Genomic DNA, 13,924 nt, shown 5'->3' with positions numbered 1-13,924 from the left:
CTGCGACCCCTGCCTATCCCGTGGACCCCGTCACGCCTTGCGCCCCACGCCGGCCAGACCGAGGGAGCGGCCCGGTGTTTCGTGCAGGTCACGCTCGGATTCCGGGCGCCACAGGGGTAGTTCGACAACCCCCGGTTCGACCGGTTCCCAGCCGGTGAACATGTCGACGATGGCGGCGCGGTCGCGAAAACGGATGCCGACGCCGCTGGTCGATTCCTCGTGGATGCGAGCAGCCGCCTCGGGCCGGTGTGCCGAGGACAAATGGGAGATCGCGATATAACTTCCCGGCACCACGGCGTCCCGCAGCGCGGCGACCTGCTCGCGCGGACGTTCCTCGTCCTGCAGCAGGTGCAGCACGGCGACCAGCAGCAGTCCGACGGGACGATCGAAGTCGATCAGGCCGGTCGCGCGGGCGCGGGCGAGCAGTTCCTCCGGCTTGCGCAGATCGGCCTCGATGGCGTCGGCACGGTCGTTGCCGTGCAGGATGGTGGCCGCATGGGTGACCGCGACCGGGTCGATGTCGGCGTAGAGCACCCGGATCGTGGGATCGATGTCGTGCGCGACCTCATGCACGTTCCCGGCAGTGGGAATACCCGATCCGATGTCCAGGAACTGCCGGATCCCGGAGTCGATCATGAACCGGACCGCTCGGCGCAGGAAAGCACGGTTGCTCAATGCCAGCCGCGGCAGATCCGGCACCAGTTTGCGCCCCTCCGCCGCGGCCTGCCGATCCACTTCGAAGTTGTGGGAGCCGCCCAGGAGCGCGTCGTACATCCGGGCCGGGCTGGGCCGTTGCATATCCACGCCCTCGGGAGCCCATGCTGGCCTGTCCACTCGAATCCCCTCTTGCCGATCGAGAATCGGCTCGCCGGACCGGAAGGCTCGGAGCCGATCTTGTCGAAGCCCAACTGTACGCCCACGCGTGCCCGGTCCGCGGCCACGCGTCGGCAGCTCAGACCAGATTGATCGAGTCGAGGACGCGCGCCCCCAGCTCGGCGTCCCCGGTGATCGCGACCGCGCCCGCCCGCCACGGCAACCGCCGGGTGCCCCACTGCGGAAACTCCAGCGCCAGCGCGGCGATATGGGCGGCGGCCCCGGCGGCCTGGCCGGGGCGCACCCGCAGTCGCCCTCCCCGCGGCTCGATCCGCCAGGTACCGCCGCCGGGCCCGGTGAAGGTCAGCGCCACCGGGGCATCGAGCCAGCTCAGCGCCTCGCGATGAGAGCGTTCCAGCAGTACGGTGAGCCAGGTCAGGATGGCGTTCATGCGCAGCGCGTCGGTGGGTGGCGGGGGGAGGTCGAGCGCGGGCGCGATGTCGTGGCGCAGATGCGTGTGCCAGTCGAAGAGGAGCATCGCCGGAATCAGATCCAGCCGGTACCAGCCCAGCTCACCGATCGGGAGCTGCATGCGCCGGATCCCCGCCGCGGTGAACACCGACAGCGCCCGCACCCCGCGCCGCGACCAGGTGTCGAATTCCGGTAGGACGTGACGCGTTGTGTGCGAACGTTTTTCGTCCACCAGCTGTTCGTTGAGGCGCTCCAGGTCGCGGGTGGCCACGATGGCGGCGGCACTGGGGGTGAGCAGGGCGCGCACGCCGGTCGTCATGTGGATGACGACCTCGGCCACCGACCATCCGGCGGCCGCGCTGGGCGCGGCCCACTGCTCCTCGTTCAGCTCCCCGCAGAATTCGATCACCGCGCGGCGCTCGTCACTCAGGCCGGGCAGGTATCGCGAACTCATCGGCAGACCTCGACGACCACCGAACTCCTCATGAACAGCGCACGCTACCGGTTCGTGGTCGCCGGGAGCCAGAGCGCGCGCCGATGCCGGCCCCGGACCGGCGCCTCGGCACACACTGCGGCGCCCTCGTCGCCCGCGCCCGCCCGGGTGCGCTGGAGAAGGGCCCGTCCGAGCTGTTCGCCGAAACATTGCAGTGGTCTCGTCCGAGGACCAACCGGCGGCCATCGATGATTCCGCATGCCGCGTGGTGCGCGCGGCCGAGTTCGCCGCCCGCGGATCGGCCGGTTCGCTGTGCTGTTGCCGATGGGTTCGCCGGAACCTCGGCGCCGTGCACGATGTGGACTTGTCGGTGCCATGGGGCATGCTCTTGGCACGCAGATGTCTACGAGCCCGCCCGGAGTACACCATGTCGTCCCCACGAACGAAACCGCAACCGTTGTCCGACACCGAGATTCGACAGATAGCGGCCGAGCTCGCCGACGGCCGGCCACCCATGGTGTGGTTCACTCCGGCGGCAGTGGGAGTATCCGAGGGGCGTTCGGGCAAGGTGATCGCACTCGGCGATCCGGCCGACGGCGATTTCCTGCAGATCCGCCCGACCGGATCGAAGGACGTCATGTCGTTCTCGCCGACCGAGGTGACATTGGCCAAACCCGCCCGCAAGGACAAGCGCACCACCACATCCGAGACCACCGGCGCCACGCCGCCGGCAACGAGGAAGGACACCGCAGTGAGCATGTCGTCGTCTGTGACCGCGCCCTCCGCGCCGCCCACTCCGGCAGCGGTGCCCGCCGCGGCGTCGAAAGCGCCCGCGCCGCAACCTGCTTCGGAGCCGAAACCGGCCGCCAAACCCGCCGCCACGCCCGCCCGCACGCCGCGCGAGAAGCCGGCCGCCGCCGCCCGCAAGACCAAGGCTCCCGAGGTGACGGTCACCCTGTCCGGCACCGCCGACGGTGAATGGACCGTCGATGTGGTGCACGGCAAGAAGCGCACCATCAAGGGGCTGTCCGTGGCCGGTGCCGCGGTGGCCCAAGCGGCGAATCTGCTGCACCCCGAGGTCGCCGAGGTGGTGGACTCCGTCCTCGACGCGGTTCGAAACTCCCAGCGCGCCAAGGTCGAACAACTCCAGGCCGAGCTCGAACAGGCCCGGCGCCTGCTCGACGAGCTGTCCGGCTAGCCGGGCCGCACGCCGCGATTCACTCGCATACACGGCTCCCTCCGAATACCCGGCCGCGGCCTTGCGTTGACACCGATGACAACGTTTAGCGTGGCGGCTGCAGTGGCGAGAGGGAATTCATGCTGATCGGAGAACTGGCCGAGCGAGTGGGAACGAGCGCCCGGATGCTGCGGTACTACGAGCAGCAGGGGCTGGTCCGTTCCCGGCGGTCGGCGAACGGCTACCGCGTCTACGACGAACACGAGGTGGACGTCGTACGCAAGATCCGGGATCTGCTGGAGCTGGGATTCGATCTGGCCGACACACAACCGTTCGTCACCTGTCTGCGGGGTGGCAACGGGTCGGGTGACGAATGCCCGGAATCGGTCGAGTCACTGCGTCGCAAATTGGCCGAGATCGACGACGCGATCGCGCGACTCGGCGCCGCACGCCGGCATCTGACGGACCGGATCGACGCTGTCACCGGACCGCCGCCGAAGTGTGCGTTCACCTGCTAACTCGGAGGGTTTCCGGATGCGTTTCGCGGTCAGCTACAGCACGGCATTCAACGGCACCGATCCCGATCGGCTCGTTGCCTTCGCCCGGCATGCCGAGGACTGTGGATTCGAGGGGCTGTACGTACAGGATCACATCGCGTTGTATCCGGGAGCGGACTACGGCGCGGGCGAATTGCCGCCCACCCTGCCGTATTTCGATCCGCTCGATTGCCTGAGTTTCGTCGCGGCCGTCACCCGGCGCATTCTGCTCGGTACGGGTGTGCTGTTACTGCCCTACCGTCATCCGGTCGTGCTGGCCAAGCGGCTGGCGACGATCGATGTGCTGTCCGGCGGCCGGATGCGGCTGCTCACCGTCGGCCTCGGCAGTCTGCCGGGGGAGGCGCGGGCGCTCGGGGTCGACTACGGCACCCGCGGCCGCCGCGCCGACGAGGCGATCGACGTGCTGCGGTTGCTGTGGTCGGGCGGCGCGGAGGGTGTCAGCCACCGTGGTGAGTTCTTCGCTTTCGACGATCTGTGCAGCTACCCCAAACCGCACGGTGTGAGCGAACTTCCGATCCACGTCGGAGGTTCCAGCGCGGCGGCCGCCCGTCGTGCCGGGCGGCGCGGCGACGGCTACTTCGCGGGCGGCATGCTGACCGAAGCCGAGCGCGACCGGCAGTTCGCGCTGGCCCGCGACGCCGCCGTCGAGGCGGGCCGCGACCGCGCGCCTCTCGAATACACGCGATGGGGGTCGGCCGATATCTCCGTCGACCGTGCCGGACAACTCGCCGAACACGGGGTGCATCGCCTCGTCGTCGGATTCGCCGGAGCCGAACCCGCCCGGCAGCATGATCAGATGTCGGAATTCGCCGAACGTTTCGCGCTCGCATCCGAGAGCGCGGGCAGCGACCGGCTGCCCGCGATGTGACGCCTCCTCACACGGCCGGTTCGTGCCGGCGCACTCGCCGCCGGCTCTCGGCCTGGGGGAGGTGACGCAGGTCGTCGTGGAAGGCGCAGCCGAGCGAATAGTCCTTGGCGTGGTACATGGCCGAATCCGCTTCGCGCAGTAGGTCGTAGATGGTGGCATCGGTGCTGCGCGGACCGCTGCAGGCGATGCCGATGCTCGCGCCGATGGTCACCTCGGTGACCGACAGTTCGAAGGGTTTGCCGAAGGCGGCCAGCAGTTTCTCGGCCAGCACCGCCGCCTCGGCGCGGTTGGCCCCGGCCAGCACCACGAATTCGTCGCCGCCGTAGCGGGCCGCGACGTCGTCGCGGTGAATGACGCGGCGGATGCGGGCGGCGGCATTGGCGATCAGTTCGTCGCCGACCGCGTGGCCGTAGCTGTCGTTGATGGTTTTGAAGCCGTCCAGATCGAGAAACAGCAGGCAGATCGGGCGACCGGCCCACAGTTCGCGATTGCGCGCCGGGGCGCGCAGCAACGCCGACCGGTTGAGCAGGCCGGTGAGCATATCGTGGTCGGCCTGGTATTGGGCCCGGCGTTCGCTGCGCGCACTGCGCACGATCGCGCGCTCGCTGCGCACCAGGACCCCCACCAGCAGCGTGGCGAGCAAGGCGGACACCACCACCCGGTCCACCGTGCCGACCCGCGCGCCGACGGTCGGCACCAGCGAGGCGACCACCAGCGTCACCGCGATCACGCTGGCGCGCTGCCGGGACTGGTGCGGATGCACCCGCCGGGCGCCGCCGAGGGTGACCATGGTCGGATGCAGCGCCGCCAGCCCGACCATCGCGTAGGCGACGAGCAGCGGCGTCAACAGGACACGTGCGTCGAGATGCACGGAGCCGGCGGACTGCAGGTTGTAGCCGAGGTCGGCCAAAAGGATCGCCAGCAGGCCGACGTGTACCAGCCGCAACGAGGTCTCCGAGCGCGACGACGTGACCACGGAGTGGGTGACCAGCGTCAGCAGCAAGGCGTCGATCACCGGATAGATCGGCATGATCAAAGCCGAGGCGTCCCACTGCCGGGTGTTGTGCAGCACCGGGGAGATGAGGAAGGTCCACGAGGCGAGCAGGGCGCCGAGCGCGATCAAGCCGGAATCCAGCACCAGGTCGCGCTGACAGCTGGCGCGCCGCGGCCACAACCAGAGGAAGGCGGCGACGCCGACGCCGCCGTAGCCGGCCAGCGTCGCCAGATCGTCGTACGGCGGGAAGCCGCTGCCGGTGAAATCGCGCAGCACTGTTCCGGCGGCGAACAAGACGCCGGAGAGGGCGAGCAGATACCAGGCCGCCGGTGCGGGCGGCCGATGCCGGCGCACTCCCGTCCCGATCATGGTCAGCGTCGCGACGACGACACCGAGCACCGCGGTCAGCGACAGCGCCGGTGATTCGGCGATCGCCAGGAGCACCACGATCAACACGACGGGGACCGATAGTGTTGTGCGCCAGAGATTTTCCGGCGGCCAGGTGCGTAACGGCCGGATGCGGTCGGTGTGGTGGTGCTGTGTGCCGGATGTCATCAGCCCCCCTGCTCCGCGTCGTCGTTCGGGAACCGAGCCGCGTAGTAGGTTTGTGAATCCTCGATCGCGACTTCTACGTTCGCCTGTTCACCGATCGCACTGCGCAGTGCGTCGGCAAACGAGAATTGAGAATTGTTGTACGAGCAGATGTCCCAGCCGACGACCCCACCATCTGCCGCCAGGATCTGGACAACTGTACTGATCATGGCATGAAAAGCCACCCCGTGTCGCGCAGTTGGGGTAACAAGGGTGAAACCTGCATAGTAAATCGCATCGCGCTCGGCGTGTTGCGGAAACCGTGTCGCAAAATACTCCGGACTGATCCACGGCACGGTGTCCAGATGTCGCGTCAACGTGGTGAGCCCGACCGGTTCGCCGCCCGGTGTGCGGGCCACGATCTTGTCGACCCGGGTGTCGGTCATCTCCGCGCGGAACTCGTTGCGATGCAGCACCTGCCGGGCGACCGCGCGCGTTCGCAGCGGTCCGAAGGCCTGCTCGTAGAGGTCGTGGAAGAGGTCGATCTCGGCGTCCGCGATCGCCGCCTCGATGGTGATCTCGATGCCCGGCCACGACGCCCCGGTGCCGAGGGCATCGCTCACGGACGATCCCAGCCGCTGGCCCGGTACGCGGCCAGCACCAGCGCGCACGTGTCGCGGCCGTCGGCGCGCGCCGCGACGGTGGCGGTGTGGACCGGGCCGAAGCGCCCCGGCCGCGCGGCGGTCATATCGGCGAGGCTGGCGTGGATGAGATCGTCGACCTGCTCGGTCGTTTCGGCGGCGTGTTCGACGAACAGGCCCGCGCCGGAGCCGTCCGCGCACAGCGTCCAGCCGATCCCGGCGGCGGCGGTGGAACCGGGGGACCGCGCGTGCCCGAGGGCGTAGACGCAGTAGAGACGATCGCCCCAGCCGATTCGCTGGCGCACCCGCGCCGTCCGTCGCAGCTGCGCCCGGGGCGGGATCACCGAGGATAATCGGATCAGATTCGCCTCTCCCACACCGAGTTCGCACAGGGCCGCGTCGAAGGCTGCCACCTCGGTAGCGCCCGTTCCCGTCGCCGTGCCGATCTCGATGGTCAGCGTCGCGGAGCCCTCGCGATCGCGATCACGGCGGCCGAGCGGGTCGAGCGAAGTGTGAGTTGTGAGCATCGTGTTCGATCCTTCCCGGGGCTCACCAGTGTGGCATTTTGCAGGGCGGTGTTTCTCTAAATTCTTCCTTCGAAGAGTGGCAGATCGGCCCGGCGCGCGCCGCGCGGGCGGCGGACTGGCCCCGGAGATGCACTGGGGCGCGCTACGATCCGGGCACATCGTGACCCGGTCGACCGCTGGTCTTTCCGACAGGAGATCCGTATGCAGCCTCTAGCTCAGCTACCGCACCGGCTCGATTCAGCGGCGGCGGTGCTGGGTTCGGATCAGCTCCGGCTCGATGCCGCACCCGTCGATTACGCCTTGGTCGCCGTGTATTTCGTCTTCGTCCTCGGCATCGGACTGATGGCCCGCGCACGGGTCTCCTCGAGTATCGATTTCTTCTTGTCGGGTCGTTCACTGCCGGCCTGGGTCACCGGTCTGGCCTTCATCTCCGCGAATCTCGGTGCGGTCGAGATCATGGGTATGTCGGCCAACGGCGCCGAATACGGCATGCCGACCATGCACTACTTCTGGATCGGCGCGGTGCCGGCCATGCTGTTCCTCGGCGTGGTGATGATGCCGTTCTACTACGGCTCCAAGGTGCGCAGCGTCCCGGAGTTCATGCGGCGCCGCTTCGGCACCGGCGCGCATCTGGTGAACGCGATCAGTTTCGCGCTCGCCCAGGTGCTGATCGCCGGGGTGAACCTCTATCTGCTGGGTTCGATCGTCAACGTGCTGCTGGGCTGGCCGCTCTGGGTGTCGGTGATCGTGGCGGCGTTGATCGTGTTGTCCTACATCACCCTCGGCGGCCTGTCGGCGGCGATCTACAACGAGGTCCTCCAGTTCTTCGTCATCGTCGCGGCGCTCCTGCCGCTCACCCTGGTCGGGCTGCATCGCGTCGGCGGTGTGAGCGGTTTGAAGGACCAGGTGAGCGCCCGGCCCGACGGCGCCGAACAGTGGCATTCCTGGCCGGGCCACGAGCTCAGCGGTTTCTCGAGCAGCGTGCTGTCGGTGACGGGCATCGTGCTCGGCCTGGGCTTCGTGTTGTCCTTCGGGTACTGGACAACGAATTTCGTCGAGGTGCAGCGCGCGCTGGCGACGCATTCGATCTCGGCCGCGCGGCGCACCCCGATCATCGGCGCCTATCCGAAGATGTTCATCCCCTTCATCGTCGTCATCCCCGGCATGGTCGCCGCGCTGCTGATCCCGCAGATCGCCGAGTTGAAGAACACCGGCCACGGTGACGCGACGTACAACCAGTCGCTGCTCTATCTGATGAAAGAGGTTCTGCCGAACGGACTTCTGGGCGTCGGGCTGGCGGGACTGCTCGCGGCGTTCATGGCCGGAATGGCGGCCAACATCTCCGCGTTCAACACCGTCTTCAGCTACGACCTGTGGCAGCAGTACGTGATCAAGGACAAGCCCGACGGTTACTACCTGACTGTCGGCCGCCTCGCCACCATCGGCGCCACGGCCATCGCGATCGGCACGGCGTTCATCGCGGGCAGCTTCTCGAACATGATGGACTACCTGCAGACGCTGTTCTCGTTCTTCAACGCGCCGTTGTTCGCGACCTTCATCCTCGGCATGTTCTGGAAGCGGATGACCCCGACCGCCGGCTGGGTGGGTCTGGTGTTCGGAACGCTCAGCGCGGTGGTCGTTTTCATCCTGAACAAGGCCGGGGTGTTCCATCTGTCGGGGCAGGGCTCGAGTTTCGTCGCCGCCGGTGTGGCCTTCGTGGTCGATATGGTGCTCAGTATCGCGGTGAGTATGTGGACCGCGCCGAAACCCGACGCCGAACTCGTCGGGCTGGTGTATTCGGAGACGCCGAAGGCCCAGCTCAGCGATCCCGATGCCGCGACGCTGCCGTGGTATCAGCGACCGGTGCTGCTCGCCGGCATCGCCCTGGTCATCGTGATCGCGCTGAACATCTTCGTCGGATGAGGAAGTGACGCCATGCTTTTCGATATTCGCACCATCGTCGGCTCCCTGCTCGGGTGCTACGGACTGATCCTCGTCGTCACCGCGCTCGTCCACGACACCGCGGCCGATCGGGTGCGCACGGGCGGCTGGAACATCAACCTCTGGGCCGGGATCGGGATGCTCGTCGCGGCGGCGGCGTTCCTGCTGTGGGTGGTACTACGCCCGGTGCGGGAACTCACCGAAGCCGAACCGGAGCCGTCCGGCACACCCGGCGACTCGGCGGAACACTAGCGGCTCAACGGTATTCGCCCTCGTGCTCGAGCACGTCGAGCACGTGCTCGGCGATGGCCATACTCGAGGTGGCCGCGGGGGAGGGCGCGTTGCGGACCGCGGTGATCGGGCCGAGGCGGTGGATGCGGAAATCGTCGACGAGGTCCCCGCCGGCATCGACGGCCTGCGCCCGCACACCCGAACCGGCCCGGAACACATCGTGCACGCCGATATCCGGGATGTACCGTTGCGCCGCTCGCATATACGCTCGCGCCGACAGCGAGCCGTGGACCTCACGCACCCCGGTGCGCCAGTGCCGGCGTGCCATTCGCCAGGACCCGGGCCAGGCCGCGAGGTCGCGCAGGTCCCGCGCGGAGACCGCGGACCGGCGGTATCCCTCCCGGGCGAAGGCGAGCACCGCGTTCGGCCCCACCTCGACCTCCCCGTTCACCCGGCGGGTGAAGTGCACGCCGAGAAAGGGATACCGCGGATCGGGCACCGGATAGATCAGTCCGCGCACCAGCTCCTTCTTCTCCGGCCGGACCAGCATGTACTCGCCCCGGAACGGGACGATCCTGGGGCCCGGCACATCACCGGCCAGTCCGGCCACGGTATCGCTGTGCAGGCCCGCGCACACGATGAGCCGATCCACCACGATCGCTGCGGCGTCCGAACTGACGCGGATGCCGTCCGGGGCGCGCGTGACGTCGGTGACCGGGAACGACAACCGGATCTCCCCGCCGGCGGCGGTGATCTCGTCGGCGAAGGCGGCGGCGATCCGGGGGTAGTCGGTGATGGCGGTGTGCGGCGAATGCAGCGCGGCCAGACCCGTCGCATGCGGTTCGATCTCCCGGATCTCGCCGGCGTCGATGCGCCGCAGTCCCGGCACGCCGTTGCTGCCCGCCCGTTCGGCCAGCGCGTCCATCCGCACCACGTCGCCCGGGGTGACGGCGACGACCAGTTTGCCGACCTCGTCGTAGGGCAGCCGCTTCTCGGCGCAGTAGTCGCGCAGCAGCTGCCGTCCGCGGGCGCAGAGGGTGGCCTTCAGCGAGCCGGGCTCGTAATAGATTCCGGCATGGACGACGCCGGAGTTGTGCCCGGTCTGGTGGGCCGCGACGCGGTCCTCCTTGTCCACGACGACGACCCGGATGCCGGGCCGGCGGCGGACGAGTTCCCGGCCGATCGCGAGTCCGATGATGCCGGCGCCGATGATGCCGACGGTCTGCTCCGGCACGCTCACTCCCACTCTCGCCCGAGATCGGCCATTGTGCTCGTGGTCAATCTACGGGCGGTCTCCGGCGATCGCGTGTCCGCGGCGGGCCGAACACCGCGGTGGTCCGGCTACCGTCGAGACCGGTTTCGCGTGAACCTCGTGGCCGCGGCGAGGACACCCAGTGCGCCGAGCACGATGCCGATACTGCCCAGCCATCGAGCCGTGGTGTCGGTGTCGTGTTCCTCGGCCGAGGCCGCGGCGTGGACGTCGCCGTGGTTGTGCGCCCCGCCCGCGTGTGCCGGCGCCAATAGCAATGTGGGAGCGGGGAATTCGGGTTCGGTGTCCCCGGAGGAGGGTTGGTCCCATGTCACGACCCGGCCGTCGGCATAGCTCTGGGTGGCGGGCAGGGTGACGGTGTCGGCATCCGGCAGCCCGTCGGCCAGCACGGCGAACTGTTCGAACTGCCCGGCCTGGATACCGCTGCCGGGGTCCGCCATCCAGGTGACGGCGACGACCCTGTGCTTGTCGTCGCGGATGACCTTGGTCTTCCAGCCCGGCACCGGTTCGGTTTCGGCTTCGGTCAGGGCCGGAAGCTGCACGCTCAGCTCGGTGGTAGCGCTACCGGTGGCCGATTCATTGGGGACCCGGAAGGTCAGCACGGCCGAACCGCCGCGCGCCGCGTCCGGACCGGAGACGGTGACGTGGGCCGATGCGGGGGCGGCGGCGAGCACCGACACCACCGCGGCGGCGATGCCGGCGCATGCGGTGCGGTGGAGCCGGGATTCGTTCATAACGCGGTCACTCCTTCGCGAAAGGGGAAGCGGAGACAACCTGTGCCGATCGTCTGCACGATATCCCGGAAGGGCGGTGCCGGTGCCGATCCCTGCGGATTGCGCTGGGCACCTTCGCCGTTCGCCTGTCGGCGGACAGCCCGCACCCCGATGTCCGGCAGATCACCGGAGATCGGGGTGCGGGCGTCGCACGGTCTCGCTACCTCACTTCGCGGGGAACGGAGAGTTCACCGTGGTGAAGTACTGGGCCGCGGCCAGGACCGCGACCGGGGCGGTGACCAGCAACTGACCCGCGAGAGTGCCCAGCGCGCCGATGGCCACGATGCCGCCGAGGCAACCCACCACCGCGGCCGGAACGAACGGGCCGAACATGCCGACGATGGTGGCCGCCGCGATGGTCGCGCCCGCGATTCCGCCCAGGACGCAGCCGATTCCGGCGCCGCCGATGCCGCCCACCAGGGTGCCGATCGAGGCGCCCGCGCTGAGCGTGCTGGTCATCCGGCTCCACGCGGCCTGCTCGCGGTCGTAGGGAGTCTTCCACGGCGCACTGTCCTCGAACGGCATGGCGACCGGCTGATAGGCCGCGTGCGCGAGATCGAACTTCGGAGTCAGGGTCGCGGTGCGGTCGTGGATCTGCGCCTCGATCGGGAAGACGAAGTCGTCGACCCGGAACGACAGCTGCGTGCCGGCCAGCACGGTGCCGTCGGCCGCCTTGACGGTGAAGACGCCGTTGTCGGCCGACAGCGATCCGGCATCGGTGGAGATGACGGTGCCGGTCGGCGTGGTGGTCGCCTGGAAGCCGACCGCGCCCGCGTCGGTGGGGGTGGCGCCGACGGTGGCCGTGCTCAGGCCCAGGGCGGCGGCGACGAGGGCGGCGGTGGCGGCGATGTTCTTGATTCCCATGGTGATGAATCCCTTTGTGATATCAGGTCAGTGAGAGTTGCTGTAGGTGTGCCGACTGCGCCGAATGCGGGCATGAGGCAGCCCCGGACGACCGAAGACGGTGTGTCCGCTGGAGGTACGGCGCACTCGGTAGATGCCGGCCGATGGCTGTCGGCGGCTGTTACGATCCCGGCCGGGCGCGGTCCATCGCGACGGGCGACGTGATGTCGCGCGTATGCGCGGGAAACACGTTCCGGCGCAGCGGAATCAGGTCGGCAGGTGCCGTAACCGAATGCGGTTCAGGACTTCAGGCGAGTGCTCCCCGGCGCCGTCTCGCGATCAGGCCGAGGACGACATCGACGATCAGGAACGCGAGCAGGCTCATGCCCAGGACCGGTGCGAACCATCCGATCCCGACGGTGACCGCGATCAGCGGCACACCGATCCACAGCGGCGCCCGGCGCAGCACTCCCCGCGCCGGTGCCCGCCCGACGGTGAACGGGCTGTTCTCGCGGGTCGGACGCCGTCGCCACCACATCAGATAGCCGCGTCCGATCACGGTGATCAGCGCGATCATCGTGGCCAGCAGCAACAGCTGATTGGCGAGGCCGAACAGCATGCCCATATGCAGCTGAATACCCCAGTTGGCGAGTTTGGCCATCAGCGGCCAGTCCGCGTAGCGCAGGATGTCGGTGACATCGCCGGTCTTCCCGTCCACCGCGATCGCGTCCTGGGTGTAGACCCCGGACAGGCGGCGTTCCTTGACGGTGAAGGCGGTGGTGTCCTTCGCCGGGATCGTGATCTCGACCGGACCGTCGATACCGTGCCCACGGGCCACCGCGAGGACCTTGTCCACTTCGGCGGCGCGGTCGGCGGAAACGGGCGTCGACATGTGGTGGCCGCCGGTGTGTTCGGCATGTTCACCACCGGCCGGCATCGACGGCATCGGCGCACCCGGCAACGCCGTGTTCACGACCGGTGTGGTCCAGCTCAACTGCTGCCGCATCGACGTGATGTGCTGACCCGCATACTGTGACCAGGTCATACCGGTCGCCGAGAGGAAAAGCAGCGGCAGCACGATCCACATCCCGACTGTGGCATGCCGGCCGACGCTGCGCGGGCGACTGGACTTCGACCGATCCGGCCACAGCAGCCGCCGCAGCGAGCCACGCGAGCGGCGCAGCCACATCACCACACCGGCGAGCGCGATGATCCACATCCACGACGCGGCCATCTCGCTGTAGAGCCGGCCCGCGTCGCCGAGATGCAGGTTGCGGTGCAGCACATCGATCCAGGTGCGCATGGGTAGCGCACCGGTGCTGCCGTACACGACGCTGTCGCCGACGGACGTCGCGGTCGCCGGATCGATGAAGACCGCGCGCCGCTCGGATTCGCCGAGGCCGGGATCGGTGAAGATCACGCGGGTGGTGTCGCCCGCGTGCTGCGCCGGGTCGACCGCGACCAGCGCGAGTCCCGGTTCGGCGGCCACACCCGCCGCGATCTGCTCCGACAGCGGCCGCGCCGGGCCGGTCGAATCCACATGCAGCAGATCGCGATTCACGATCGACTCGATGCTGGGAGCGACCGCGTACAGGGCTCCGGTCACCGCCGCGATCAGGATGAACGGCGCGACGAAGACGCCGGCATAGAAGTGCAGCCGCATGGCCAGCGCCTGCACCGCCCGTCCGGTGCCGGCCCGAGGCGGTCGCGACTGTTCGGCCGCGTCCGGTGGCGACTGGCCGGCCGAACCGGGTGGTGACTGCTGCGCCGCGCCGGGCGGCGACGTGTCCGGCTGCGGCGGCTCGGTGCCGGCAGCCGGAATATCGGTGATGCTCACTGGTAGTGCTCCTGTTT

General features: G+C 68.7%; 14 protein-coding genes. 5 read left to right on the top strand and 9 right to left on the bottom strand.

The genetic code is table 11. The annotated features are described in order from the left end of the window. Window positions 1-30: 30 nt before the first annotated feature. Entirely contained in the window at window positions 31-834 is an 804-nt protein-coding gene (locus NA3_RS10690) for an SAM-dependent methyltransferase (RefSeq protein WP_084491426.1), read from the bottom strand. 118 nt (window positions 835-952) lie between these two features. Further along, window positions 953-1,738 carry a maleylpyruvate isomerase N-terminal domain-containing protein gene (locus NA3_RS37635; RefSeq protein WP_062963360.1) on the bottom strand — a complete coding sequence of 262 codons (786 nt, stop codon included), beginning with the start codon at window positions 1,736-1,738 and terminating at the stop codon, window positions 953-955. Between the two features lie 406 nt (window positions 1,739-2,144). Between NA3_RS37635 and NA3_RS39015 the strand changes: the two genes are divergently transcribed. The 3 genes from NA3_RS39015 (at window position 2,145) to NA3_RS10670 (ending at window position 4,319) form a co-directional block, all read left to right on the top strand. After that, window positions 2,145-2,915, top strand: a complete 771-nt coding sequence (locus NA3_RS39015) for a DUF6319 family protein (RefSeq protein ID WP_062963617.1) — start codon at window positions 2,145-2,147, stop codon at window positions 2,913-2,915. Between the two features lie 119 nt (window positions 2,916-3,034). Further along, the gene (locus NA3_RS10675) at window positions 3,035-3,412 is read left to right on the top strand and encodes a MerR family transcriptional regulator (RefSeq protein WP_062963359.1); all 378 of its coding nucleotides are present in this window, start codon (window positions 3,035-3,037) and stop codon (window positions 3,410-3,412) included. Between the two features lie 16 nt (window positions 3,413-3,428). Continuing rightward, window positions 3,429-4,319 (top strand): TIGR03619 family F420-dependent LLM class oxidoreductase, encoded by an 891-nt coding sequence (locus tag NA3_RS10670; protein WP_062963358.1) that lies wholly within the window; start codon window positions 3,429-3,431, stop codon window positions 4,317-4,319. A gap of 7 nt (window positions 4,320-4,326) precedes the next feature. Here NA3_RS10670 and NA3_RS10665 read toward each other — a convergent pair whose 3' ends face one another. Genes NA3_RS10665 through NA3_RS10655 form a run of 3 tightly spaced genes read right to left on the bottom strand, consistent with a single transcriptional unit; the run spans window position 4,327 to window position 7,012 of the window. Further along, window positions 4,327-5,868 (bottom strand): GGDEF domain-containing protein, encoded by a 1,542-nt coding sequence (locus NA3_RS10665; RefSeq protein ID WP_062963357.1) that lies wholly within the window; start codon window positions 5,866-5,868, stop codon window positions 4,327-4,329. Further along, window positions 5,868-6,467, bottom strand: coding sequence for a hypothetical protein (locus NA3_RS10660; protein WP_084491424.1), 600 nt, complete (start codon window positions 6,465-6,467; stop codon window positions 5,868-5,870). The genes NA3_RS10665 and NA3_RS10660 overlap by 1 nt, the downstream gene beginning before the upstream one ends. After that, window positions 6,464-7,012, bottom strand: a complete 549-nt coding sequence (locus NA3_RS10655; RefSeq protein WP_227995344.1) for a pyruvoyl-dependent arginine decarboxylase — start codon at window positions 7,010-7,012, stop codon at window positions 6,464-6,466. The genes NA3_RS10660 and NA3_RS10655 overlap by 4 nt, the downstream gene beginning before the upstream one ends. A gap of 201 nt (window positions 7,013-7,213) precedes the next feature. On the opposite strand from NA3_RS10655, the gene NA3_RS10650 reads away from it, so the two are divergent. Further along, window positions 7,214-8,935, top strand: coding sequence for a sodium:solute symporter family protein (locus NA3_RS10650; RefSeq protein WP_265337393.1), 1,722 nt, complete (start codon window positions 7,214-7,216; stop codon window positions 8,933-8,935). A gap of 12 nt (window positions 8,936-8,947) precedes the next feature. Next, window positions 8,948-9,205, top strand: coding sequence for a hypothetical protein (locus tag NA3_RS10645; RefSeq protein ID WP_062963355.1), 258 nt, complete (start codon window positions 8,948-8,950; stop codon window positions 9,203-9,205). Between the two features lie 4 nt (window positions 9,206-9,209). On the opposite strand, the gene lhgD is transcribed toward NA3_RS10645, so the two are convergent. The 4 genes from lhgD to NA3_RS10625 all read right to left on the bottom strand — a co-directional run bounded on the left by lhgD (window position 9,210) and on the right by NA3_RS10625 (window position 13,733). Then, window positions 9,210-10,418, bottom strand: a complete 1,209-nt coding sequence (lhgD, locus tag NA3_RS10640; protein ID WP_062963614.1) for an L-2-hydroxyglutarate dehydrogenase — start codon at window positions 10,416-10,418, stop codon at window positions 9,210-9,212. A 107-nt stretch (window positions 10,419-10,525) separates the two neighbouring features. Further along, window positions 10,526-11,188 carry a YcnI family copper-binding membrane protein gene (locus NA3_RS10635; protein WP_062963354.1) on the bottom strand — a complete coding sequence of 221 codons (663 nt, stop codon included), beginning with the start codon at window positions 11,186-11,188 and terminating at the stop codon, window positions 10,526-10,528. Between the two features lie 204 nt (window positions 11,189-11,392). Further along, on the bottom strand, window positions 11,393-12,091 hold the full coding sequence (locus NA3_RS10630) for a DUF8020 domain-containing protein (RefSeq protein ID WP_062963353.1): 699 nt from the start codon (window positions 12,089-12,091) through the stop codon (window positions 11,393-11,395). Window positions 12,092-12,377: 286 nt separating this feature from the next. Next, window positions 12,378-13,733 carry a PepSY-associated TM helix domain-containing protein gene (locus tag NA3_RS10625; RefSeq protein WP_128145703.1) on the bottom strand — a complete coding sequence of 452 codons (1,356 nt, stop codon included), beginning with the start codon at window positions 13,731-13,733 and terminating at the stop codon, window positions 12,378-12,380. Between the last annotated feature and the right edge of the window lie 191 nt (window positions 13,734-13,924).

The organism is Nocardia africana NBRC 100379 (assembly GCF_001612635.1).
Lineage (GTDB): Bacteria > Actinomycetota > Actinomycetes > Mycobacteriales > Mycobacteriaceae > Nocardia > Nocardia africana.
Note: the sequence above shows the minus strand (reverse complement) of the source record. Positions and strands in the feature narration are given on the sequence as shown.

Excerpts from the sequence above, each read along its gene's own strand:
- NA3_RS10675 (WP_062963359.1), top strand. The coding sequence starts at position 3,035 with ATGCTGATCGGAGAACTGGCCGAGCGAGTGGGAACGAGCGCCCGGATG.
- NA3_RS10670 (WP_062963358.1), top strand. The coding sequence starts at position 3,429 with ATGCGTTTCGCGGTCAGCTACAGCACGGCATTCAACGGCACCGATCCC.
- NA3_RS10655 (WP_227995344.1), bottom strand. The coding sequence starts at position 7,012 with ATGCTCACAACTCACACTTCGCTCGACCCGCTCGGCCGCCGTGATCGC.
- NA3_RS10635 (WP_062963354.1), bottom strand. The coding sequence starts at position 11,188 with ATGAACGAATCCCGGCTCCACCGCACCGCATGCGCCGGCATCGCCGCC.
- NA3_RS10645 (WP_062963355.1), top strand. The coding sequence starts at position 8,948 with ATGCTTTTCGATATTCGCACCATCGTCGGCTCCCTGCTCGGGTGCTAC.
- NA3_RS10625 (WP_128145703.1), bottom strand. The coding sequence starts at position 13,733 with ATGCGGCTGCACTTCTATGCCGGCGTCTTCGTCGCGCCGTTCATCCTG.
- NA3_RS10650 (WP_265337393.1), top strand. The coding sequence starts at position 7,214 with ATGCAGCCTCTAGCTCAGCTACCGCACCGGCTCGATTCAGCGGCGGCG.
- NA3_RS10630 (WP_062963353.1), bottom strand. The coding sequence starts at position 12,091 with ATGGGAATCAAGAACATCGCCGCCACCGCCGCCCTCGTCGCCGCCGCC.
- NA3_RS10665 (WP_062963357.1), bottom strand. The coding sequence starts at position 5,868 with ATGACATCCGGCACACAGCACCACCACACCGACCGCATCCGGCCGTTA.
- NA3_RS37635 (WP_062963360.1), bottom strand. The coding sequence starts at position 1,738 with ATGAGTTCGCGATACCTGCCCGGCCTGAGTGACGAGCGCCGCGCGGTG.
- NA3_RS39015 (WP_062963617.1), top strand. The coding sequence starts at position 2,145 with ATGTCGTCCCCACGAACGAAACCGCAACCGTTGTCCGACACCGAGATT.